17 protein-coding genes and 6 pseudogenes are annotated in these 22,850 nt (G+C 68.4%); 14 read left to right on the top strand and 9 right to left on the bottom strand.

Annotated elements, in window-relative coordinates; genetic code table 11:
• Window positions 1–126: 126 nt before the first annotated feature.
• The 3 genes and pseudogenes from IFJ75_RS15380 to IFJ75_RS15370 all read left to right on the top strand — a co-directional run bounded on the left by IFJ75_RS15380 (window position 127) and on the right by IFJ75_RS15370 (window position 4,192).
• On the top strand, window positions 127–1,482 hold the full coding sequence (locus tag IFJ75_RS15380) for a glycoside hydrolase family 28 protein (protein WP_207869152.1): 1,356 nt from the start codon (window positions 127–129) through the stop codon (window positions 1,480–1,482).
• A 90-nt stretch (window positions 1,483–1,572) separates the two neighbouring features.
• Window positions 1,573–3,282, top strand: a complete 1,710-nt coding sequence (locus IFJ75_RS15375; protein WP_207869150.1) for an ArnT family glycosyltransferase — start codon at window positions 1,573–1,575, stop codon at window positions 3,280–3,282.
• Window positions 3,279–4,192, top strand: a pseudogene (locus tag IFJ75_RS15370) (hydroxymethylglutaryl-CoA lyase). The gene IFJ75_RS15375 and the pseudogene IFJ75_RS15370 overlap by 4 nt, the downstream one beginning before the upstream one ends.
• On the opposite strand, the gene IFJ75_RS15365 reads toward IFJ75_RS15370, so the two are convergent.
• Complete coding sequence (locus tag IFJ75_RS15365) at window positions 4,164–4,691, bottom strand: GFA family protein (RefSeq protein WP_207869148.1); 528 nt, start codon at window positions 4,689–4,691, stop codon at window positions 4,164–4,166. The pseudogene IFJ75_RS15370 and the gene IFJ75_RS15365 overlap by 29 nt on opposite strands.
• 181 nt (window positions 4,692–4,872) lie before the next feature.
• Window positions 4,873–8,001: a bifunctional proline dehydrogenase/L-glutamate gamma-semialdehyde dehydrogenase PutA gene (putA, locus tag IFJ75_RS15360; RefSeq protein WP_207869146.1), complete on the bottom strand. Its 3,129-nt coding sequence runs from the start codon at window positions 7,999–8,001 to the stop codon at window positions 4,873–4,875.
• Window positions 8,002–8,113: 112 nt separating this feature from the next.
• Between putA and IFJ75_RS15355 the strand changes: the two genes are divergently transcribed.
• The 5 genes and pseudogenes from IFJ75_RS15355 (at window position 8,114) to IFJ75_RS15335 (ending at window position 12,176) form a co-directional block, all read left to right on the top strand.
• Window positions 8,114–8,581, top strand: coding sequence for an Lrp/AsnC ligand binding domain-containing protein (locus tag IFJ75_RS15355; RefSeq protein WP_207869144.1), 468 nt, complete (start codon window positions 8,114–8,116; stop codon window positions 8,579–8,581).
• 273 nt (window positions 8,582–8,854) lie between these two features.
• Window positions 8,855–9,040 (top strand): hypothetical protein, encoded by a 186-nt coding sequence (locus IFJ75_RS15350; protein ID WP_207869142.1) that lies wholly within the window; start codon window positions 8,855–8,857, stop codon window positions 9,038–9,040.
• A gap of 130 nt (window positions 9,041–9,170) precedes the next feature.
• Window positions 9,171–10,254 (top strand): annotated as a pseudogene (locus IFJ75_RS15345) (glycosyltransferase family 4 protein).
• Between the two features lie 174 nt (window positions 10,255–10,428).
• Window positions 10,429–10,821 carry a hypothetical protein gene (locus tag IFJ75_RS15340; RefSeq protein WP_207869139.1) on the top strand — a complete coding sequence of 131 codons (393 nt, stop codon included), beginning with the start codon at window positions 10,429–10,431 and terminating at the stop codon, window positions 10,819–10,821.
• On the top strand, window positions 10,818–12,176 hold the full coding sequence (locus tag IFJ75_RS15335; protein WP_207869137.1) for an ATP-binding protein: 1,359 nt from the start codon (window positions 10,818–10,820) through the stop codon (window positions 12,174–12,176). The genes IFJ75_RS15340 and IFJ75_RS15335 overlap by 4 nt, the downstream gene beginning before the upstream one ends.
• A gap of 6 nt (window positions 12,177–12,182) precedes the next feature.
• Here IFJ75_RS15335 and IFJ75_RS15330 read toward each other — a convergent pair.
• The 4 genes and pseudogenes from IFJ75_RS15330 to phnC all read right to left on the bottom strand — a co-directional run bounded on the left by IFJ75_RS15330 (window position 12,183) and on the right by phnC (window position 15,957).
• Window positions 12,183–13,219, bottom strand: a pseudogene (locus IFJ75_RS15330) (substrate-binding domain-containing protein).
• A 126-nt stretch (window positions 13,220–13,345) separates the two neighbouring features.
• Window positions 13,346–14,158: a phosphonate ABC transporter, permease protein PhnE gene (gene phnE, locus IFJ75_RS15325; protein ID WP_207869135.1), complete on the bottom strand. Its 813-nt coding sequence runs from the start codon at window positions 14,156–14,158 to the stop codon at window positions 13,346–13,348.
• Window positions 14,155–15,165, bottom strand: a complete 1,011-nt coding sequence (gene phnD, locus IFJ75_RS15320; protein WP_207869133.1) for a phosphate/phosphite/phosphonate ABC transporter substrate-binding protein — start codon at window positions 15,163–15,165, stop codon at window positions 14,155–14,157. The genes phnE and phnD overlap by 4 nt, the downstream gene beginning before the upstream one ends.
• Window positions 15,162–15,957: pseudogene (phnC, locus tag IFJ75_RS15315) on the bottom strand (phosphonate ABC transporter ATP-binding protein). Before phnC ends, phnD begins: the two are co-directional and overlap by 4 nt.
• Window positions 15,958–16,290: 333 nt before the next feature.
• Here phnC and IFJ75_RS15310 point away from each other — a divergent pair.
• Window positions 16,291–17,554, top strand: a pseudogene (locus tag IFJ75_RS15310) (type III PLP-dependent enzyme).
• A 258-nt stretch (window positions 17,555–17,812) separates the two neighbouring features.
• Here IFJ75_RS15310 and IFJ75_RS15305 read toward each other — a convergent pair.
• On the bottom strand, window positions 17,813–18,103 hold the full coding sequence (locus IFJ75_RS15305) for a PadR family transcriptional regulator (RefSeq protein WP_318781016.1): 291 nt from the start codon (window positions 18,101–18,103) through the stop codon (window positions 17,813–17,815).
• Window positions 18,072–18,227: a PadR family transcriptional regulator gene (locus IFJ75_RS20135; protein WP_318781015.1), complete on the bottom strand. Its 156-nt coding sequence runs from the start codon at window positions 18,225–18,227 to the stop codon at window positions 18,072–18,074. Before IFJ75_RS20135 ends, IFJ75_RS15305 begins: the two co-directional genes overlap by 32 nt.
• 27 nt (window positions 18,228–18,254) lie before the next feature.
• On the opposite strand from IFJ75_RS20135, the gene IFJ75_RS15300 reads away from it, so the two are divergent.
• The 5 genes from IFJ75_RS15300 (at window position 18,255) to IFJ75_RS15280 (ending at window position 21,304) form a co-directional block, all read left to right on the top strand.
• Window positions 18,255–18,404, top strand: coding sequence for a hypothetical protein (locus IFJ75_RS15300; protein ID WP_207932695.1), 150 nt, complete (start codon window positions 18,255–18,257; stop codon window positions 18,402–18,404).
• A 532-nt stretch (window positions 18,405–18,936) separates the two neighbouring features.
• The gene (locus tag IFJ75_RS15295) at window positions 18,937–19,290 is read left to right on the top strand and encodes a hypothetical protein (protein ID WP_207869131.1); all 354 of its coding nucleotides are present in this window, start codon (window positions 18,937–18,939) and stop codon (window positions 19,288–19,290) included.
• Complete coding sequence (locus tag IFJ75_RS15290) at window positions 19,287–19,472, top strand: hypothetical protein (RefSeq protein WP_207869129.1); 186 nt, start codon at window positions 19,287–19,289, stop codon at window positions 19,470–19,472. Before IFJ75_RS15295 ends, IFJ75_RS15290 begins: the two co-directional genes overlap by 4 nt.
• Before the next feature lie 178 nt (window positions 19,473–19,650).
• Window positions 19,651–20,316 (top strand): phosphatase PAP2 family protein, encoded by a 666-nt coding sequence (locus IFJ75_RS15285; protein ID WP_207869127.1) that lies wholly within the window; start codon window positions 19,651–19,653, stop codon window positions 20,314–20,316.
• A 268-nt stretch (window positions 20,317–20,584) separates the two neighbouring features.
• On the top strand, window positions 20,585–21,304 hold the full coding sequence (locus tag IFJ75_RS15280) for a right-handed parallel beta-helix repeat-containing protein (protein ID WP_225896855.1): 720 nt from the start codon (window positions 20,585–20,587) through the stop codon (window positions 21,302–21,304).
• Window positions 21,305–21,308: 4 nt separating this feature from the next.
• On the opposite strand, the pseudogene IFJ75_RS20230 reads toward IFJ75_RS15280, so the two are convergent.
• Window positions 21,309–22,320: pseudogene (locus tag IFJ75_RS20230) on the bottom strand (cation diffusion facilitator family transporter).
• Window positions 22,321–22,850 lie beyond the last annotated feature (530 nt).

The following is a 22,850-nucleotide window of genomic DNA, read 5'->3' as shown; positions in this document are numbered from 1 at the left end:
GTGGCCGGAACAAGAAACGGCCAGACCATTTTTCCGGGGAAGGAAACCATCATGAAAGCGAATCGCCGCCACTTCATCACGACCGCCGGGCTCGGCGCTTTTTGCGCGACAATGACACCGGTTACCGTGGCTGCCGCGTCTGCCTTGGCGCAAGCCTCCGGGCAGACCGGGACCGGTCTTTCCACGCCGCCGCCGGCGCTTCCCGCCCATTCCGACCGGGCTGACAACGGGGTGCGGCTGAACCCGCGTGATTTCGGCGCCAAGGGCGACGGGGCGACCAAGGACACGGTCGCGGTCCAGACCGTGCTGGATCGCTGCGCGGTGCTCGGCGGCGGCGAGGTGGTGGTTCCGGCCGGGACCTATGTGGTCGGGGCGATCCGCATCGGCTCCAATACGACTCTGCGGCTTGAGGAGGGGGCGACCCTGCTGGGCTCGCCCGACGTCGCCGACTATCCGATCACCCAGGTGCGCTGGGAGGGCCGCTGGATCCCCGGCTATATCGGTCTGGTCTGGGCCCAGGACGCGAGGAACATCACCATCGCGGGCAAGGGGAAGATCCTCGGCAACACCGCCATCCCCGGCCGGGTCGATCGCGCCTCGGGCCTGCGTCACCCGGCCCTGATCGAGTTGGTCAACTGCCACAACATCCTGATCACCGAAGTCTATACCGAGCAGAACGACATGTGGTCGATCCACCCGGTCTATTGCGACGACCTGACCTTCAAGGGGGTGACGGTGAAGGGCGGGGCCGACGGCATCGACGTCGATTCCTGCCGCCGGGTCCTGATCGACCACTGCGACTTCGACACCACCGACGACTGCATCTCGCTCAAGTCCGGACGCGGCATGGAGGCCAATGTCATCGCCCGGCCGACCGAGGATGTGACCATCCTTGACTGCAGCTTCCGCGACAAACACTGGGCCTGTATCGGCATCGGCTCGGAGACGTCCGGCGGGGTGCGCCGCGTCCTGGTCGAGCGCTGCCGGTGCCTGGCCGCCCGCACCTTCGCCATCTACATCAAGACCCGTCCGGGCCGGGGCGCCTTCATCGAGGACATCGTCATGCGCGACCTCGACGTCTCGGGCGCGGGCTATGGCTTCCTGCGCCTGAACATCCTCGACAGCGGCAAACAGGACCAGTTCCCGGTCGGCGGCCCCGACGGCATTCCGACCGTGCGAAACTTCGCCTTCGAACGGATCAAGGTGACCGAGGTCCCGGTGCTGGTCGAGGCGGTTCTGATCCACCCCGACAAGCCGCTGGACGGCTTCGTGCTCAAGGATGTCACCGGGACCAGCGGCCGGGGCATGACCCTGGCCAATATGAAGAATGTCGACATCGAGAATGTACGGGTCAACGTCTTCTCGGGCCCGCTTCTGGCCATGGACAATGTCACCGGCCGCGGGCTGGAGAACGCCCAGCCCCTGATCCCCACGGCGCGCCCCCGGCGGTCGAGGGCGTGCCCGGCTATCGCCTCGGCATGACCTCGGGCGCGCCGAACTGAACAGGCTTTCGGCCGTCGGGTGTAAGGTGGGGCCTGACAACGGCGGCCGAACCCGTGCTAGGAGGGCGGAATGACGCGCCCGAACCTGGATCGCCATATCGCCGGCTGGCGCGGACCCGTGCTGGCGGCCTTGCTGACGCTGATCGCGGGTTTGCCCGGACTGTTGCTGCTGCCGCCGCTGGATCGCGACGAGAGCCGCTATGCCCAGGCCACCTCCCAGATGCTGGAGAGCGGCGACTATGTCGACATCCGCTTCCAGGAGGAGCCGCGCTGGAAGAAGCCGGTGGGCATCTACTGGATGCAGGCGGTCGCCGTCGGCCTGACATCGAGCGTTGAGAACCGCGACATCGCGCCCTACCGCCTGCCGTCCCTGTTCGGGGCCCTGATCGCGGCCCTGGCCGTGGCCTGGGCGGGCGCGGCCCTGTTCGGCCAGAGGGCGGGCTTCCTGGCCGGGGCCATTCTCGGGACCACCCTGCTGCTCTCGACCGAGGCCGGGATGGCCAAGACCGACGCCATGCTGTGCGCCTGCGTCACCCTGGCCATGTGCAGCCTGGCGCGAATCTATCTGGCGACACGGGCGGGCGAGGTCCCGCGGCGACCGCACAAATTCCTGTTCTGGCTCGGGCTGGGCCTGTCGATCCTGATCAAGGGGCCTATCGGTCTGCTCGTGGTCGCCCCGGCCATGGTCGCCCTGTCGGTCTGGGACCGCGACATCAGGTGGTTGAAGCGGCTCGGCTGGGGCTGGGGGCTGCCGATGGTGGCCCTGCTGGTCGGGCCCTGGGCCATCGCCATCACCATCGCCACCGACGGCGGCTTCTGGCGCGAGGCCGTGGGCCACGACCTGGGCGGCAAGATCACCGGCGCGGCCGAGAGCCATGGCGGCTTCCCCGGCTTTTATCTGCTGCTGTCGCCGCTGCTGCTCTTCCCGGCGACCCTGTTGTGGCCCGCGGCCCTGTCGACCGCCTGGAGCCGGCGGGCCGAGCCTGCGGTGCGGTTCATGGTCTGCTGGATGGTCCCCGGTTGGCTGATTTTCGAGTTCGCCCCGACCAAGCTGCCGCATTACACCCTGCCGACCTTCGGGGCGATCGCCCTGCTGATGGCCGCCGCCCTGACCCAGCCGATCGGCACGATCAGCCGCCGCGTCGGCGCCGGCCTGACCGTCTTCGCCGCCGGGATCATCTGTGCGATCACCGTCTATGGCCTGACCCAGTGGGGCACTTCGACGGCCCAGACCTGGGCGGCCATCACCATCCTGTGCACGGCGGTGGCGGGCATCGGCGGCACCTTCATCCTGCTGAACCGGGCGGCGGTTTCGGCCCTGCTGGTGGCCATGGCCTTCGGGGTTGTGTCTCATGCGGCGCTCGCCGGGACCCTGCGCCAGCTGCGCCCCCTTTCGGTCGCGCCCCTGCTGGTCGAGACCATGGAGCGGGCCGGCATCGCCCCGGATCAGGGCCTGATCCCCGGGCCGGTGGCCATCACCACCTTCCACGAGCCCAGCTTCGTCTTCCTGACCGGCCGGGACACCCAGCTGACCGACGCCGCGGGCGCCGCCAGGGCTCTCGCGGAAGGCCGGCCGGCCATCGTCGAGGCCCATGACGCCGAAGCCTTCCGTCAGGCCGTGGCCCAGTCGGGCGCGGGCGGCCGGGCCGTCGGCACGGTGCGTGGCTATAACTACGCCGCCGGCGAGGAGGTCGCCCTGACGGTCTACGCCCCGACCGGCGCCCCGGCCGCGCCCAGCGTGCCCGGCAATGGCGCGCCTGCCGAGGGGCCCGCCGAGTGAGCCGTCCGATCCAGATCGTCGAGGTCGGGCCGCGCGACGGGCTGCAGAACGAAAAGGCCGTCCTCGAGCCCGCCGTCCGCTCCGAACTGGTGCGCCGGCTGGAGGCTGCGGGGGCGAAACGGATCGAGGCCGTCAGCTTCGTCCATCCCAAATACGTGCCCCAGATGGCCGGCGCCGAAGAGGTGATGGCCGCCCTTCCCAGGGAGACCGGCCGCAGCCGCATCGGCCTGGTGCTCAACGGCAAGGGCTATGACCGGGCGCTGGGCACGGCGGTGGACGAGGTCAATGTGGCCATGAGCGTCACCGACGGCTTCGGCCTGAAGAACCAGGGCCTGTCGGTGGTCCAGCAGGTCGAGATGCTGGCCGGTATCATCGCCGGACGCGCGAATGCCGAGGGCGAACCGGGCGCCACGCCGTCCCTTTGGCGACCCTCAGCTGCGTCTGGGGCTGCCCCTTCGACGGCGAGGTCTCGACGGATCAGGTTCGGGATCTTGTCGGCGAGATCGCGGCGCTCGGCGTCGACGAGATCGCCCTGGCCGACACCATCGGCGTCGGCGATCCCTGGAGCGTGACCAGGAAGGTCGAGGCGGCCCGACGCGCGGCCCCCGACGCGACCCTGCGCCTGCATTTCCACGACACGCGCAACACCGGCCTGGCCAATGCCTATGCGGGCGTCGAGGCCGGGGTGGACATTCTCGACGCCTCGGTCGGCGGCATCGGCGGCTGCCCCTTCGCCCCGGGCGCCACGGGCAATATCGCCACCGAGGATCTGGTCTATATGCTGGAGCGGGCGGGCTATTCGACCGGCTATGACCTCGATGGTCTCATCGAGACGGCGAAATGGATCGGCGAAAAGATCGGCCGCCCGGCGCCCAGCGCCCTCAGCCGCGCGGGCGGCTGGCCGAAGTAGGAGCCCCCTCCGTCACGTCGCCAAGCGGCGCCGCGCCACCTCCCCATCGCAAGCGCGATGGAGAGGACATCATAACTCCACGCCCCGGAACGGATTGCCCTGATGCACCTCCAGCCCCCGGGCAGGGGACCCAGGCGGGGCGGCGGGCGTTGAAGATGGCGACCGTCGGTTTGAAGCTCGAAGAGTCGTCCAGCGATCCGGCGTAGAACGTATAGCTGTCGCTGACCCCCACCTCGCCGCCGAAGACCAGACCGCCGCAGGTCGGGCACATGTTGCGCGTCGCCGGACCGCCGTGGGCCCCGGTCGAGGTGTGGGACTGCACCGGCCCGATCAGCCGCACCCCCGCCGCCGCCAGCCCCAGAAACGGAATGAAGCCCGAACCCGAGGCCTTGCGGCAATCCGTGCAGAAGCAATAGCCGGCATAGAGGGGCTCGCCCTCCGCCTCATAACGCAGCGCCCCGCAGAGGCAGCCGCCGGTGTGTTTGACGGGGTGGGTCATGCGGCGAGGCTAGGCCGACCCGTTCTCACCAGCAAGCAATCCAACCACCGCTCATCACGGCGAACGCCGGGATCCAGATCCATTCCGAGGTTTGCCCGTTGGGCTGCAGAGGCAAGTTCACCCTGACCTCCCGACTTGCATCTGGATCCCGGCATTCGCCGGGATGAGCGGTGAGGGTGACCTACAGGTTCAACAGCGCCGGGTCGCCGCCCTGGGCGGAGATGTTGTTCGAGATCGCCTTCTCCGAGGCGAAGCGGATCAGGCTGTTGGGGCCGCCGGCCTTGGGGCCGGTGCCGCTGAGGCCCTCGCCGCCGAACGGTTGCACGCCGACGACCGCGCCGGTGATCGAGCGGTTGATGTAGACATTGCCGGCCGGGACGCGACGCACGACCTCCTCGGCGAAGGCCTCGATGCGCGAATGGACGCCCAGCGTCAGGCCATAGCCGCGCGCGGCCAGCTTGCCGGCGACCGTCTTCAGATCCTTCGGATCATAGCGATAGACGTGCAGGACCGGGCCGAAGACCTCGCGCTCCAGGAAGTCGGCGGTCGGGATTTCGGCGATGGCCGGGGCGAACAGGTCGCCCTTCGACGCGCCTTCCGGCAGGGCCGCACGGGCGATGATCTTCGCCTCCTTCGACAGCCGCTCGACGTGGGCCTCCAGCGCCTTGTGGCTCTCGGCGTCGATGACCGGGCCGATGTCGGTGGCCGGGTCGGTCGGGTCGGCGACGACCTGGGCGGCCAGCGCCCCCTTCAGCCCCTCGATCAGGCTGTCGGCCGAATCCTTCGGCGCATAGAGGATGCGCAGGGCCGAGCAGCGCTGGCCGGCCGAGCCGAAGGCCGACAGGATGACGTCGTCGATGACCTGTTCGCGCAGGGCCGTCGTGTCGACGAACATGGCGTTCAGGCCGCCCGTCTCGGCGATGAAAGGGATGATGGCGCCGGGGCGGGCCGCCAGCGACCGGTTGATGGCCGAAGCCGTGTCCGTGCCGCCGGTGAAGGCGACGCCGTCGACGCCCGGATGCGAAACCAGTTTGGCGCCCACCGTCTCGCCGCGACCGGGCACGAGGGCCAGCAGGTCGGCGTCCAGACCGGCCTTGTGATACAGGCGCACGGCCTCGGCGGCGATCAGGGGCGTCTGTTCGGCGGGCTTGGCCAGGACGGCGTTGCCGGCGGCCAGGGCGGCCGCGACCTGCCCGGTGAAGATGGCCAGGGGGAAGTTCCACGGGCTGATGCAGGCGAAGACGCCGCGGCCGTGCAGGATCAACTGGTTCACCTCCCCAACCGGACCCTTCAGCGTCTCGGCGCCGCCGAAATCGCGCTCGGCCAGCAGGGCGTAGTAGCGCAGGAAGTCGGCGGCCTCTCGCACCTCGGCGACGCCATCGTTCAGGGTCTTGCCGGCTTCCCGAGACAGCAGGGCAACCAGACGGTCCATCTCGGCTTCCAGCGCATCGGCCATGGCGCGCAACACGATGGCGCGCTTGCCGCCGCCCTGACGGTCCCAGTCGATCTGGGCGCGGGCGGCGAGATCGGCGGCCGTGTCGATGTCGGCTTCCGAGGCTTCCGAGACATGTCCCAGAACCTGCGACCGATCGAACGGATTGGTGACGTCGGTCGGGTTGATCCCGGCCTTCAGCTTGCCGCCGATCAGCGGGCCGGAGGTCAGCTTCTCGCTATCGACCTTCTCCAGCGCGGCGGTGTGCCGGGCGCGGACATCGGCCTGCGAATAGTCGCGCCCGAGGGAGTTCTGGCGGTCCATGTACATCTCCTGGGGCGTGGGGATCTTGGCGTGGCGGTCGGGGTGTTGTTCGACCGAGGTGACGGGGTCGGCGGCGACGGCGGAGGCCGGCACCCGCTCGTCCAGCAGGGCGTGGACGAAGGAGGAGTTGGCGCCGTTCTCGAGCAGGCGTCGGACCAGGTAGGGCAGCAGGTCCTCATGCCCGCCGACGGGGGCATAGGCGCGCACGGTCACGGCGCCGAACAGGTCGGTCGCGGCGTCATACAGCGCCTCGCCCATGCCGTGCAGGCGCTGGAACTCGATCTTGACCTCGCTCGCCGTCGCCATCCGGTGCACGGCGGCCAGCGAATGGGCGTTGTGGGTCGCGAACTGGGAATAGAGGTGCGGCGCGGCGTCGATCATGGCGCGGGCGCAGACCAGATAGTTCAGGTCGGTCGCGGCCTTGGTCGTGAAGACCGGATAGTCGGTGCGGCCGAAGACCTGGGCGCGCTTGATCTCGGTGTCCCAATAGGCGCCCTTGACCAGACGGACCATCAGGCGGCGGCCGGACGTCTTCGCCAGTTGGGCGATGCGGGCGATCGCCTCGGGACCGCGCTTCTGATAGGCCTGAACGGCGAGGCCGAGGCCGGTCCACGATCCCAGCTCCGGCTCATTGGCCAGCCGGTCCAGCAGCTTCAGCGACAGGGCCAGGCGGTCGGCCTCTTCCGCGTCCATGGTGAAGTTGATGTCGTAGGAGGCCGCGATCTTCGCCAGCCGCAGGATGCGCGGATAGAGTTCGGTCCAGACGCGGTCCTCATGCGTCGCCTCATACCGGGGCGACAGGGCCGAGAGCTTGACCGAAACGCCGTGCCCGACCTCGGGGCCCTGACCCTTGGCGGTCTTGCCCACGGCGGTGATGGCGTCGGCGTAGATCCGCTCATAGCGCTCGGCGTCGGCGGCGGTGCGGGCGCCCTCGCCCAGCATGTCGAACGAACAGAGCCAGCCCTCCTTGTTCGACCGCTTCAGCGCCGCCTCGATGGTGCGGCCGACCACGAACTGCTCGCCCATGATGCGGACGGCGGCGGCGACGGCCTGACGGATGACGGGCTCGCCCAGACGGCCGGCGACGCGCTTGAGGAAGCCGGGCAGGTCGGTCTTGGCCTCTTCGTCGGCGTCCACCAGCTTGCCGGTCAGCATCAGGCCCCAGGTCGAGGCGTTGACGAACAGGCTGTCGGACTGGCCGAGATGCGAGGCCCAGTCGGCCGAGCCGATCTTTTCGGCGATCAGCCGGTCGCGGGTGTCTTCATCCGGGGTGCGCAGCAGGGCTTCGGCCAGGCACATCAGGGCCAGCCCCTCGCGGGTGCCCAGCGAGAACTCCTGCAGGAAGCTTTCGACCACCCCCTGCTTCTTCTGGCTCTGGCGGGCGTGCTCGACCAGGGCGGTGGCCTCGTCGACGACGGCGCGGCGGCCGGCGGCGTCCAGCGGAACGCGGGCCAGGTTGGCGGCGACCGCCTCGCGCTCATCGGCGAACTTGCCGTGGTCCAGCGTGTCCCAGTGGGCGTAGGCGGAGGCGTTGAAGGGGGCGGGCGTGGTCATGCGGCGTCCTCTCGGCCTTCCGGCCCGTCTGTCTTGCGTATATGGCGGGCCTGACCGAATGTGCATCGTATGATCGGCGCTCAAGCCAACGATCCTTCGGAAAAATACGCTCTTGGCCGTTGAAACTCTCGATCCCGTCGATCGCCGCCTGCTCAAGGCGCTTCAGGAGGACGGTCGTATCTCCAACGCGGAACTGGCCCGGCGGTGCAATCTGTCGCCCGCCGCCTGTTTCGAACGCGTCCGTCGCCTCAGGGAGCGCGGCGTCATCACCGGCTATGCGGCCCTGATCGACCCGGGCAAGGTCGGACGCGGGCTGATGATCTTCGTCGAGGTCCTGCTGGACCGCACCACCGGGGATCAGTTCGAGGCCTTCGCGGAGATGGTGCGCCGCCAGCCCGAGGTGCTGGAGTGCCATATGGTCGCCGGCGGCTTCGACTATCTGATCAAGGCCCGGGTCGGGGATATGGACGCCTATCGCGCCTTCCTCGGCGACGTCCTGACCCGGATGCCCGGGGTGCGCGAGACCCGCACCTACGCCGTTCTCGAAGAGGTGAAATCGACCACGGCGCTGCCGTTGTAGAGGAGGCTGCCATCATGATTTTAAAGCGGGGTCTGGACAGATGAGATCGTTCCCGATGGCGGTCCTGACGGCCGCTGGCCTTGTCGCCCTCGGCGCATGCAGTCCCCGAACCGATACCGTCCACGCCGAACCTCCGATCCTGTTCACGGGAAACCTGGTTTCAATAGACGCCCGGCCGATGAATCACTTGGGGGTTCGGCTTCACCTCAGGGGGCAAGCGAGTCCGGCATTCCGACCGATTACCGGATCGAGACCGGCTGCCGCCTGGGCGGGATGACGGACGGCAAGGGCGGCTTCATCGCCGGTGAAACCCTGTCACCCTGCACTGAGGCCGAAGTCGCCGCCATTCAGGAGCTCAGCGGCGTCCTGCGGGGCCCGATCAGCCTGAACTGGCGGCAGGACGCCTTTGCGGAATTGCGATCCGCCCACGGCGTGGTGCGGTTTGAGGCTGTGAGCTGAACCGTTCTCGAAGAGGTGAAATCCACCACGGCGCTCCCTCTCTAGGTTGGCGCTTTAAACGCGTCTCGCAATCGTCGCCGTGACCCGCTATGGCTTCCTGCTCGACAACGGCGGGAGCCACTCGGCCCACATGCGTATCGTTCTGGCCACCGACGCCTGGGAGCCCCAGGTCAACGGCGTCGTCCGCACCCTGACCCGTACGGTCGCGGAATGCCGCGCCATGGGCCATGAGGTCGAGGTCATCGAGCCCAGCCAGTTCAAGACCATTCCCTGCCCGACCTATCCGGAAATCCGGCTGGCCCTGGGCGCCGAGGAGGAGATCCGCGAACGCCTGCGCGCCTTCGAACCCGAGGCGGTGCATATCGCCACCGAAGGCCCGATCGGCATCGCCATGCGGCGCATCTGCGTGGAGTGGAAGCTGCCCTTCACGACCAGCTATCACACCAAATTCCCCGAGTACGTCTCGGCCCGGTTCCCGATCCCGGTTCAGGTCGGCTACGCCTATATGAAGTGGTTCCACAAGCCGTCGGGACGGCTGATGGTCGCCACCCCGACCCTGCGCGACGAGCTTCAGGCGCACGGCTTCAAGAACGTCTCGCCCTGGACGCGCGGCGTCGACACCGAACAGTTCAACCCCGATCTCGAGCGCATCTTCGACGAGCTGGGCGGCAAGGACTGGCCGCGTCCGTTCTGGCTCAACGTCGGCCGCGTCGCCGTCGAGAAGAATATCGAGACCTTCCTCGAGACCGACCTGCCGGGCACCAAGATCGTCGTCGGCGACGGTCCGGCCCGTGCCGATCTGGAAGAACGCTATCCCAACGCCATTCCTCGGCGCCCGCTTCGGTCAGGAGCTGGCGCGCTGCTTCCGCGACGCCGACGTCTTCGTCTTCCCCAGCTGGACCGACACCTTCGGCCTGGTGATCCTGGAGGCCATGGCGGCGGGCACCCCGGTCGCGGCCTATCCGGCCCATGGGCCCATCGACATCATCCCCGGCTCCAACGCCGGCGCCATCGACGAAGACCTCAAGACCGCCTGCATCAAGGCCCTGGAATGCGACCGCAAGGCGGTCCGCGCCTATGCCGAGAAATTCAGCTGGCGCGCCTCGGCCGAGCAGTTCGTCGAGAACCTCGAACCCTATCCCGACCCCGAGCGCGGCCGCTTCTGGCGTCGTCTTCGCCGGATCGCCCGGGTGCGCAGGCGCGCGGCGGCCTGAGCGGCGTAAAGCGCCGCATACGGATAGCCCGGCCATCCCCGGCGCTGACACCGGTCTCACCTGCGCTCTCCACAGCGATTTGAGAACTCAGGCGAAAAATTGAGGAACGTGGTTCCGCGAGTTCATACTCTGTGAACCAAACCGGTGTGTATTTCCCGGCGGGGAAGAACGCACATGACGTCCGACTGGACCGACCACATCAAGGCAGCGATGGAGGCGCGCTCGCAGCAGTGGCGTCTGCGGGTCGTCATCGCCGGCGTGATCGCCGTGATCTTCCATTCCTTCACCGGCATCGGCTTCGCCTTCGGCTGGTTCGGCGTCTATGCCGCCCTGCAGTGGATCGAGCACGATTTCAGCCCCAGGGGCTCCTGGATCATGCGGCTGGACCGCAGGGACTGGGCCCGGGCCAGCATCGGCATGGTCGCAATCAACAATCTGGCCTTCGCCGCCATCGGTCTGGCGGAGCTTCAGAGCGGCTCGGGCATCGCCATCTCCTGTTCGGCCATGCTGTTCGGCGGTTCGATCCTGAACGGGATCATGGTCTCCACTCCTCGCGGCCTCTGGTGATCGCATCGGTGGTCCCGCATCTGGCGTGTTCGCTGGTCCTGCCCGTCGCCATGCTGATGCGCGGTTCGCCGCCGCTGGAAGCCTTCCAGGTCTTCGTCGCCATCATGATGGTGGTGGTCGCCACCCTCCTGACTTGGCGGCAGCTGGCCACGACCATGGCCGAGGTCCATCGCGCCCAGGCCGAGGCCATCGTCGCCAACCGGGCCAAGAGCGAATTCCTCACGGTCATGAGCCACGAGATCCGCACCCCGCTGAACGGGGTGCTGGGCATGGCCCAGGCCATGGCCGCCGACACCCTGTCGGGCCGTCAGCGCGAGCGGCTCGAGGTCGTGGCCCAGTCGGGTCAGGCCCTGCTGGCCATCGTCAACGACGTTCTTGACCTGGCCAAGGTCGAGGCCGGAAAGGTCGAGCTGGAAAACAGGCCCTTCGATCTGGAGGCGACGATCCGCCAGGCCGAGGCCAGTTTCGAGGCCATCGCCCTGTCGAAGGGTCTGGCCTTCAACTCCACCGTCGAGCCCTCGGCGGCGGGCCGTTACATGGGCGACGCCCTGCGGCTGCGGCAGGTTCTGGCCAATCTGATCTCCAATGCGGTCAAGTTCACGGACGAAGGCTCGATCACCGTCGCGGCGCGGCGCGAGGCCGGCGAACTGGTGCTGGTCGTCGAGGACACCGGCCCGGGCTGCACGCCCGAACAGATGGGCCGGCTGTTCAGGAAGTTCGAACAGGCCGACGTCTCGACCACCCGCCGCTTCGGGGGCACGGGCCTGGGTCTGTCGATCTGCAGCGAGCTGACCACCCTCATGGGCGGATCCGTCCAGGCCGAGGCGGTCGAGCCCCATGGTCTGCGCTTCGTCACCCGCCTGCCGCTGGAATGGCTGGGCGGCGAGGATGAGGCCGTGGCCGCCGTTTCGGTCATCCAGGCCGAGGATGAGGGCCGCGCCCTGCGGGTGCTTGCCGCCGAGGACCATCCGGTCAACCGCCAGGTGCTGACCGTGCTTCTCGCCCAGGCCGGGATCGTGCCGACCATCGTCGAGAACGGCGCCCTCGCCGTCGAGGCCTGGCGCGAGGGTCAGTGGGACCTGATCCTGATGGATGTGCAGATGCCGGTCATGGACGGGCCGAGCGCCACCGCCTGCATCCGCGCCGAGGAGTTCGCCGAGGGTCGGGATCACACCCCGATCATCGCCCTGACCGCCAATGTCATGACCCATCAGATCGAGGACTACCGCGCCATCGGCATGGACGCCGTCGTGGGCAAACCGATTCAGATGGACGAGCTGATGCGCGCCATGGCCCGGGTGCTGGAAGACAACGACGTCGACGCGGCGCGGTCCGGAGCCCTGGCCGCGGCCTGAGCCCCCTTACTTCGTGGGGGCGACCATCGGCGTCAGATTGGCGGCGATGCCGCGCTGGGCCTGAAGCTGGTCTTCCGGCAGCGGCACCAGGCCCCGATCCTGCAGATAGCCGCCCTTGCCGGTCGCGGCGTCGGACATGAACTCCGACAGAAACTGCTGCAGCCCCGGCGTCACCCCGATGTGCGCCTTCTTGACGTAGATGTAGAGGCTGCGGGCCAGCGGATAGCTGCCGTCGGCGATGGTCTCGGCGGTCGGAGCGATACCGTCGATGGTCTCGGCCTTCACCGTGTCGAGGTTCTGCTCCAGGAAGGAGAAGCCGAAGACGCCCAGCGAGCCCGGGGTGCGGGTCAGGGTCTGGACGATGGCGTTGTCGTTCTCGCCGGCGTCGATCCAGGCGCCGTCCTCGCGCAGGGTGTGGGTCAGGCCCTCGAACCTGGTCTTGTCGTCCTTGAAGGCGGCGACAGCGGGGATCAGGCCGCCGCCGGGCGCCATGCCCAGCTCCAGGAAGGCGTCGCGGGTGCCCGAGGTCGGCGGCGGGCCATAGACCATGATGCGCTGGTTCGGCAGGCCCGGATTGACCTGGTTCCAGGTCGTCGTCGGATTGGCGACGAACGCCCCGCCGGCGCCGGGGACCGATTTGGCCAGACCCTCATAGAGGTCGTTCAGTTCGAAATGAAGCCGTTGCCGTTGCGCGCCGTGGCGATGACGATGCCGTCATAGCCGATCTTGATCTCGATGATCTCGGTGACGCCGTTCTTCTGGCACAGCTCGTATTCCGACTTCTTGAGCGGACGCGAGGCGTTGGCGATGTCCGGGGTCGAGGGGCCGACGCCCTGACAGAAGGCCTGGATGCCGCCGCCGGTGCCCAGCGATTCGACCCGGGGCGCGGCGACGCCCGGATTGTTGCGGCCGAAATTTTCGGCGACGCGGGTGGCGAAGGGGAAAACGGTCGAGGAGCCCGCCGCCCAGATGCCCGCGCGCTGGGCCTGGGGCCCGCCGCCGCCCTGATCGCAGGCGGCGACCGCGATGACGGTCACGGCCATCAGGGCGGCCGAGGCGGCCAGTTGATTGCGGGTCATCAGACGCTCTCCGAACGGACGTTTGCGCCCGTGCTTAGAGCAGGCTTTTGTGACGGTACGGCTACCGTTCCGGCGAGGCGTTTTGTCCTGTCAGAGCAGGCGTTTGCGCATCGCCTGGGACAGCATGTCGATCAGGGTCACCGCCACGATGACGATGATGACGATGGCCGAAACCTGGTTGTAGTCGAAGGCGCCCATGCTTTCGAACAGCAGCTGACCTATGCCGCCGGCGCCGATCAGGCCCAGCACCGTCGCCGAGCGGCTGTTGGATTCGAACCGGTACAGGGCGAACGAGGTCCACAGCGGCCCGACCTGCGGCAGGACGCCCCAGAAGATTTCGTGCAGCGGCGAGGCGCCGGTGGCGCGCACGCCCTCGACCGGCCCCTTGTCGATCGACTCGACGGCCTCGGAGAACAGCTTGGCCAGGACGCCCGCGGTGTTCAGGGCGATGGCCAAGACACCGGCCAGCGGCCCCAGGCCCACGGCGACGATGAACAGCAGGCCGATCACCAGATCCGGGATCGAGCGCAGCAGGTTCATGAAGATCCGGATCGGCGTCACCACCCAGGCCGGGGCGATGTTGCGCGCGGCGGCCAGACCCAGCGGAATGGCCAGGAAGACGGCGATGAAGGTGCCCCACAGCGCGATCTGGATGGTCTGCCACATCTGGGCGACCAGCAGCTTCCAGTTCGAGAAGTCCGGCTTGAGCAACTCCTGGGCAAAGGTCGAGATGTCCTGGGAGTTGGTGAAGACCCGCCCGAGGTTCTTGAGCTCGACCGCATTGAAGCTGCCGATCAGGACCACGGCGATGCCGCCCCAGACCAGCAGGTCGAGCAGCCAGGCGCCCAATGACTTGCTGGGGGCGGCCGGGACTGGCGTCGGCGTGACAGTCGCAGCGGTCAAGGCTGGACCTCAAGCTTGGTGCGCAGGGCGGCCGCCTGCGCCGTCAGGCTCGAGACGGCGGAGGCGTCGTTCTTGGCCTTGGCGTCGTTCAGCTTCTGCTCCAGCACCATCAGGCGGACCGGATCCAGGTAGCTGTCGTCGGCGGCGCGGAACATCGAATAGTTCAGGGCCAGCAGGACGCCGCGCTGACGCTCCGCCTCGGCGCCTTCGCCCTTGCCATAGCCGATCAGGAAGGCGCGAATCTTCTCCTTGAGCGCCGGGTTCATGTCCTGACGGATCACGATGCCGGATTCCGGCAGGGGCGGGGAGGTCCAGATCTCTTCCAGGGTCGCGGCGATCTGCGGGTTTTCGCGCTGGATGAAGACGGTGTTGACGCTGTTGGAAGTCGAGACGTCCAGCACGCCGCTGCCGATGGCGAAGGTGTTGTTCTGGTGGCTGGCCGAGCGCACGGTCTTGAAGCACTGTGCCGGGACGATGCCGCGCGGATTGAACAGATAGGTCATGGGGGCGAGGGTCCCCGAGGTCGACTGGGCGTCGCCGAGGCCGAAATCGTAGACCTTGCCGCAGGCCAGGACCTTGTCGAGGGTGATGCCCGAGCCCTTCTTGACGATCAGGCTGGAGGTATAGGTGTCGCGGCCTTGCGGGTCGACGATGCGGGCGATCACCTCGGCATTGGCGCGGTCGATGGCCTCCAGTTCAGGCTTGGCCGACAGCCAGGCGATCTGGGCCTGGTTGAACTGCATGGCCGTGATCGAGACATTGTAGTTGGCGGCGAAGTTCGGCTTCACCTTGACGCCGATCTCCTTGGACATGTCGTCCAGCAGCGGTTGCCACAGTGGCCCGGATGAGCCTTGGCCTTCGGCGGGCAGGATGGCGAAGGTGATCTCGGTCGGCATGGCGCCGGCGGCGGGCTTGGAGTCGCCGCCTCCGCAGGAGGCCAGGCCGAGGGTGGCGGCCGCGAGGGCGGCGGCGCCCAGGATGCGGCGGGTCAGGAGAGTGCGGGTCATGCCTTGGCTTCCCAGAACGCGTCCTCGAACTCGGGACCGTAGATATCGATGAGGGTCTTGGTGTCCAGGCTGGTCGAGGGACCGTCATAGACGATCTTGCCGGCCTTCAGCGCGACGACGCGCTCGCAGTAGCGGATGGCGTAGTCGACCTGGTGCAGGGTGACGATGACCCCCAGGCCGTCGCGCTTGTTGAGCTCGACCAGCAGCTCCATGACCTTGCGGGCCGAGACGGGGTCCAGCGAGGCGACGGGCTCGTCGGCGAGGACGGCCTGGGCCCTGGACGATGGCGCGGGCGATGGCGCCGCGCTGCTGCTGGCCGCCCGACAGGGTGTTGGCGCGCTGGCCGGCGTAGTCGGCGACGCCGACGCGGTGCAGGGCCGCCATGGCCATCTGCTTGTCCGCCTTGGGCCAGGCGCCGAGGATGCCGCGCCAGCCGGGCAGGCGGCCGAGCGCGCCGAGCATGACGTTGGAGAACAGCGACAGTCGGCCGACCAGGTTGAACTGCTGGAAGATCATGCCGAGCTTGGCGCGCGCGGCCCGGATCTGGCCGGTGGTGCGGCCGTTCTTCTGCACCGTCTCGCCGAACACCTGGATCGTGCCCTTGCCGGGATCGATGGGGTGCATGCCGGTGATAGAGCGCAGCAGGGTGGACTTACCGGAGCCGGACGGGCCGATCAGGGCCACCATCTCTCCGGCGGCGACCTCCACCGACACGCCGTCGAGCGCTTTGCGGGCGCCGTAGGTCTTCGACACATCACGGACGGATGCGACGGCTGGGGAAGTGGAACTCATCGGGCTCGCTGGTGCGGCTGAAATGGGGGCGCCGAATGACGCGAGAGGGACGTTTCGACAAGTCTTAATGCCATGCGGGCGGTTACGGCGTCCAGTGCTGTGGACAATGGGGTACAGGCGCGCCCGCCCCCTCGGCGCCTTTGCGGCTTGTCGTTGAAATCCCGAGACCTTCCGCAGGCGGATCAAAGAGGCGTCCCGTCAGGCCCCGCCTCGAAAAACCGCTTTACATGACAGTCCCGTGACCCTACATCGCGCTCTCCGGCGGACCCCGTAGGTCTAACGTTGCGCTGCTAACGCCGGTCTGGGTTTAACAATTACAGGGGTTTACGTGAATTGCGCACGTATCATTTCCCCCTGGACCTGGTCCGCGAGCGGTCCCCGAACGTCCTGTCGCACTCGTGCGGCCGGCGGCGGTTTCCGTAGCGGCGCGCTGGTTCCAGGACAATCTGAAAGCTGACGTCTTCTATGCGGTGAAGGCGAACCCTTCGCGTTGGGTCATCGAGGCCCTGAAGGACGCCGGCGTCAAAGGCTACGATGCAGCCTCGATCGCAGAGATCGAGCTCGTGCGCTCCGTCGATCCCGACGCGCGCATCGCCTTCATGCACCCGGTCAAGAGCCGGACCGCGATCACCACGGCCTATTTCGATCATGGCGTCCGCACCTTCTCGCTCGACTGCGAGGAAGAGCTGCAGAAGATCCTCGACTGCACGGGCGGCGCCGATGATCTGAACCTGATCGTGCGCATGGCCGTCTCGGCCGAGGGCGCGGCCTATACGCTGTCGGGCAAGTTCGGCGTCTCGCCGGATCAGGCCCCGGCCCTGCTGCTGTCGGTGCGTCGCGCGGTCAAGGACGGCCTGATGGGCGTCTCCTTCCACGTCGGTTCGCAATGCATGCGTCCGACCGCCTTCCAGGCCGCCATGGCCCAGGTCGGCCGGTCGATCAGCCGCGCGGGCGTCATCGTGGACATCGTCGATGTCGGCGGCGGCTTCCCTCGGTCTATCCGGGCATGGTCCCGCCGGACATGAGCGAATACGCCGACGCCATCCATCGCGGCTTCAACGAGATGCCCGTGTCGGAAACGACCGAGCTGTGGTGCGAACCCGGCCGGGCCCTGGTCGCTGAGTCCTCGTCGGTGTTGTGCCGGGTGGATTTGCGCAAGGGCGACGCCCTGTATCTGAACGACGGCTCCTACGGCGCCCTGTTCGATGCGACCCACTCGCGCTGGCCCTTTCCGACCAAGCTGGTGCGCGACGGCGCGTCCTCGGACGAGCTGAAGCCGTTCCAGTTCTACGGTCCGACCTGCGACTCGATCGACCACATGCCCGGTCCGTTCTGGCTGCCGGCCGACATCCGTGAAGGCGACTTCATCGAGATCGGCATGCTGGGCGCCTATGGCGTGGCCATGTCGACCGGCTTCAACGGCTATGGCGACCATGAGATCGCCGCGGTTGAGGACGCCCCGATGGCCTCGCTCTACGGCCTGGCGCCGCGCTCCATCCCGACCGTGCGCACCACGGCCGAGGAGAACGCCCGCAAGGTGGTTCGCCTGTCGCGGCCCAAGGGCAAGGCCGGCCAGCGCAAGAAGGCCCGCCGCTAGGGCGAGACCGATCTGAACAATGAAAAGGGGCCGCGAGCGATCGCGGCCCCTTCTTTTTTTCTCCTCACCACGCATCGCGTGGGGAGGTGGCTCGGAGCGAAGCGGAGAGACGGAGGGGGTTCTTTCTGCCTCTCAACGCCTCAGGGTATCGGCGCGGAGCGAGCCCCCTCCACCACCCGCCAAGCGGCGGGCGGTTCCCCCTCCCCAAGCTTCGCTTGGTGAGGATTTACTCCCCGCTGATCTCGCGCACGGCCTTCATCAGGGCCTCGACGACCTTGGCGGTCTCGGGTCCGACCAGCCGCCGGGCTTCATCTGCACAGCCTGACGCAGGGTGTGGAAGGCTTCGCGAACCACCTCCGGCGTCTGTTCGCCGGCGACGAATTTCGCGGCCAGGGCCATGCGCTGCATGACGCCGTCGACGGCGGCGCGGTTCTCGTCCAGCCAGACCTGACCGGCCTCGGTGACCGAGAAGACCCGCTTGCCGGACGCATCCTCGACGCCCGCGATCAGGCCCTCGTCAGCCAGCAGCGACAGGGTCGGATAGACCACCCCGGGGGGGGGCGTAGCCGCCGCCGAACGCCGTCTCGATGGCCTTGATCAGGTCGTAGCCGTGGCGCGGCTCCTGTTCGATCAGGGCCAGCAGCACCAGCCTCAGATCACCGGGGCCGAACATGCGGCGTCCGCGTCCCGGACCGCGTCCATGACCGCGACCTTCGCCGCGTTCACCCATGCGGCCCATCGGTCCACGGCCTTCGCCGCGCCCCCAAGGTCCGGCGTGATGGCCGAAACGGCCCCGACCCCGAACTGGCCTTCGCCGCAGGGATGGCGACCGTGGCGGCCGCCGCGTTGATTTTCTCTGTCTTCGTGAAATCCAAACATCATGTGTTCCTTCGTTTTCATGCCGCCAAGATATATCTTTAAGACCGTTACGCAAGGGTCTTGAGATATATCTTTTGAGGAGTCGTATCGGCGCCCCGGAACCGGCGCCCCCGTCTCAGGCTTCTGTTCTCGAGAAGGAGCCCGCCATGTCAGACCCCATGTCACCGAAGACGCCCGCGAAGCCGACGACATCGGCGAGAAGCCCGATCTGGGCCGGACGCCCGATTCCCTGATCGACGTCCTGAACGGCACGGACTCAGGTTCGGACACCCGTGCAGGTTCGCTGCAGGGCGGTTCGGCCAGCGGTTCGGACGATGATCCGGACCAGGATCTGATCAACGAGACCCTCGCGTCCGAGGGCATGGTCGATAAGGCGTCAAGGGCCGAAGATTGACCCTCGATCCCCGTTCGGTCGTGCAACCGGCGCCGTGCCGCCTTGCCGCCGCCGCAACGATGGGCCACGGTGGAGTCAGTTGAGAAACGTGCCCAGGGACAAGACCGGAATGAAGCGCAGTCTGGCGGCGGTGGTCGCCCTTCTGACGGTGACCCCCTTGTTGGCGGTCGGCCTGGCGGGCTGTGATCCGTCGAACAAGGCAAGCAAGGCTGCTGACACCTCGTCCGAGTCCGCGGCGACCACCGGCGCAGAATCGCCTGTCGCCGACACCGCCGCGCCTGCGACCACGGCAGCGACGTCGCCGGCGGTCACGGCCGAGGGTGCGGTTCGCGTAGGCAACGCCCCCGACTTCGCCGCCGTCTATCCAGGCGGGGTGGTCGAGACGCCGCCGACCGTCGCGGACGGTCCCGCCGGTCCCGGGGTCTGGTCACCTTCACCACCGACGCCAAACCCGAGGCGGTGATCGACTTCTACAAGCAGCGCGCCGAGGCCGCGGGCCTGGCCCAGGTCATGTCGCTGAACCGGGGCGACACCGTCGCCTATGGCGCGGCCGTGCCCGCCAACGGCGCCATGGTCCAGGTCGTGGCCACCGCCGCCGATCAGGCGCCGACCTCGGTCCAGCTGTCCTGGAGCGCGGGTCAGTGAGAAAGGTCGTGACGGCCCCGGTTCTGGCCGCCGCACTTCTGGCCATTCCCGTCATCGCCGCCTGCGCCGTGACCCCTATGGCGAGCCGGCCGGCGCCCCGACGACAGCGGCGCCGATCGCCGAGCCGGTTCTCGCCGGCTATCTGACCGATGCCGAGATCAAGCGTCTGGCCGACGCCGTGCCCGCCCCCTCCGCCGACGGATCGACCGCCCAGATCGCCGACCGGGCCCTGTCGGACCGGTATCGCGCGCTGGAAAGCTCGGACCGCTGGCTGCTGGCCACCGCCCATGCCGAGCTCAGCCCCGAACTGGCGCGCCAGCATTTCGACTGCGCCCTGGGCGTGCGCTTCACCGGTGTCGCGACACCGCGCCTGAACGCCGTCCTCGCGAAAATCCTGCACGACGCCAATGATGCCGCCGAGGCCGCCAAGGCGCGCGAGTTCCGGCCGCGACCCGTCGGCGTCGACATGACCCGCCCCGCCTGCGCCCGCATCAGCGAGGCCGGCCGCCGCAGCCCCTCCTATCCGTCGGGCAGCGCCTCGGTCGGGGCCGCCTATGGCGAGGTCATGGCCGCCCTCGATCCCGCCCATGCCGCCGCCGCGCGTGAGATCGGCCATCAGATCGGCGTCAGCCGCATCGTCTGCGCCATGCATTATCCCGCTGACGTCGTCGCCGGCGAGACGCTCGGCAAGGCCGTCGCCGCCGAGGCTGTCGCCACCCCCGCCTTCCAGGCCGAGCTGGAGCCCATGCGCGCCGAGCTGGCCGAGGTCCGCCGCACGGGCCTTACCAATCCGGGCTGCATCGCCGAACGCGCCGCCCTGGCCATGCCTCTGCCGCAGGAATGATCGGGGCGGTCGCCGCCCTCCTGTTGCAGTCGGGAAGTTGGGACCTCCCCGCGACCCGTGCCTGTTCGGCCGAGGAAGTCCGCGACCTCACCGCCGCGCCCGACGCCGCCGATACGCCCTTCCGCCTGACCTGCCGCGCGAGCCTGAACGGCCGCCCGGTCCTGCGTCGCATCCTGATCGAGGGCCGTGAGGCTTCGGGCGCGGGCATCGACTGCGGCGGCGGCGGCATCGGCGGCCGGGCGCCCGCACGACCACCCAGGCGCCGACGGTGGCCATCTGGTCGCGGCGGATCGACGGCTCTGCTCCGGCATGGAGCCGCCCGACCGACGTCTATCTCCGCAACTGCACAATCCACGGCGCGATCCGCATCTGGGGCATGGGGGCGGGCGGGCGCATCGACGACCTGCGAAACTCTTCCCGCACCCCCGGCCATACGGCGGCGGCGCAAGCGGCTGCGCCGTCCCACATCGCCCTGACCAACCTGACCTTCGCCGCGACGGGCTCCATCCCCCTCTATATCGGGCCGGGGGTGACGGCGGTGACGGTTCAGGGCAGCCGCTTCGCCGGGCGTTCGGACTCGACCGCCGTCTATCTGGACGCCGAGAGCGCGGGCAACAGCCTGCGCGACGTCACCTTCGCCATCCGCACTCCGCGCGAGATCATCGCCGTCGACGGCTCGGCCCGGAACAGCATCGTCGGCAACCGCTTCGCCCTCGGCGGGCAGGCCGGAAATGGGGGCGGCGTCTTCCTCTATCGCAACTGCGGCGAGGACGGGGTGATCCGGCACCAGACGCCCTCGGACAATATCATCACCGACAATGTCTTCACCGGCGCCGCCCTGCTCGGGCCGCGCATGGTGGTGGTGGGCTCGCGCGAAGGCGGGCGGCGCTATTGCGGCGACGACCGGGGCTGGCCGTTCGGCTCCAGCCTCGACGACGGCGACCATGCGACCGGCAATACAGTGGCGGGCAACCGCACCGGCCGGTGATCGTCTAGCAGTTGGGGCAGTCCGGCAGGACGCCCGTCTCGAGCTGCAGCGTCGTATGGCCGATGGCGAAACGGCTGCGGGCCAGGGTCTGGGCCTCGGCCAGCAGGGCGGCGCCGTCGTCCCGGTCGTGCACCAGATGGGCGGTGAGCGCCGTCTCGGTGGTCGACAGGCCCCAGACGTGCAGGTCATGCACCGCCGACACCCCTGGCAGGGCGAGGAAGGCCGCCTTGACCGCCGCCACATCGACGGAGGGCGGGGCCGCGTCCAGCGCCAGATTGACCGAGTCCTTCAACAGTCCCCAGGTCCCGATCAGGATCACCGCCACGATCAGGATCGACACCAGCGGATCGAGGATCGACCACCCCGTAACCATGATGATCCCGCCCGACAGCACCACCCCGATCGAGACGGCGGCGTCGGACATCATGTGCAGATAGGCGCCCCGGGCGTTCAGATCGGCGTGCTGGTCGCGCATGAACAGCAGGGCCGTGCCCAAGTTGATGACGAAGCCGATGCCGGCGACGATCATGATCATCAGCGACTGGACGGGCGCCGATCGGTCAGCCTCTGCACGGCCTCGAAGGCGATGGCCCCGCAGGCGAAGATCAGCAGCAGCGCATTGGCCAGGGCCGCCAGAACCGTCGCCTTGCCGAACCCATAGGTCAGCTGCTTGCCGGCCGCGCGCCGCGCCAGAATGGCCGCACCCCGGCCATGGCCAGACCCAGGACGTCGGACAGGTTGTGGCCCGCATCGGCCATCAGGGCGGTCGAGCCCGAGACGATCCCGGCCCCGAACTCGCAGGCCACGAAGGCCAGGTTGACGATCAGCCCGACGCCATAGCGCCAGTCGCCGGTGTCGACCGGCCCGTGGTGATGGCCGGCATGACCATGACTGTGGCCGTGAGAATGCCCCGCGTGGGAATGCCCATGATCGTGACCGGCATGGTCATGCGAATGGTCGTCGTGCGCGTGGTCGGCATGATCGTGGGGGAAGCCATGACCCGTCTTAGTGCTGATGCAGCAGGACGAGAAGGCCCAGTCCCAGAAGGGCGACCCCCAGCACGGCGCCCTCATAGCGGGCCCAGCGTTCGAGCTTGAGCACCGAGGCGCCCATGCGGGCCAGGGCGGTGAAGACCCCATGCCCAGCACCGTGCCGACGGCGAAGGCGGCGGTCAGCAGGCCCAGCGCCATGATCCCCTCCTGGGCCGAGGACATATAGATGGGCAGCAGCACCTCGCCGGGCGAGATGGCCAGCATGGCGACCAGACCCCAGAAGGCGGCGCCGTGGCTGACGGTCGGTTCGGCCAGCTCCAGCGTCATACCGTTGGCGGTGACCGGCGCCGGACGGCGGAGGACGGCTCTGAGCAGATAGAAGCCGCCGAAGGCGAACAGCAGGATGGCCGACAGATGCGGCAGCAGGCCCGTGACCCACTGCTCCAGCGCCACCCCCGCGGCCACGATCAGCCCGCCGACCACCGCCGTGGTAGCGATATGGGCCACACCCGCCGTTGCGACGGCGGCCAGCACCCGCGGCAGGCTCCATTTCT

The organism is Brevundimonas goettingensis (genome assembly GCF_017487405.1).
GTDB classification, from domain to species: Bacteria; Pseudomonadota; Alphaproteobacteria; order Caulobacterales; family Caulobacteraceae; genus Brevundimonas; species Brevundimonas goettingensis.
The sequence above is the reverse complement of the archived record's forward strand: the minus strand, read 5'-3'. Positions and strand labels throughout refer to the sequence as shown.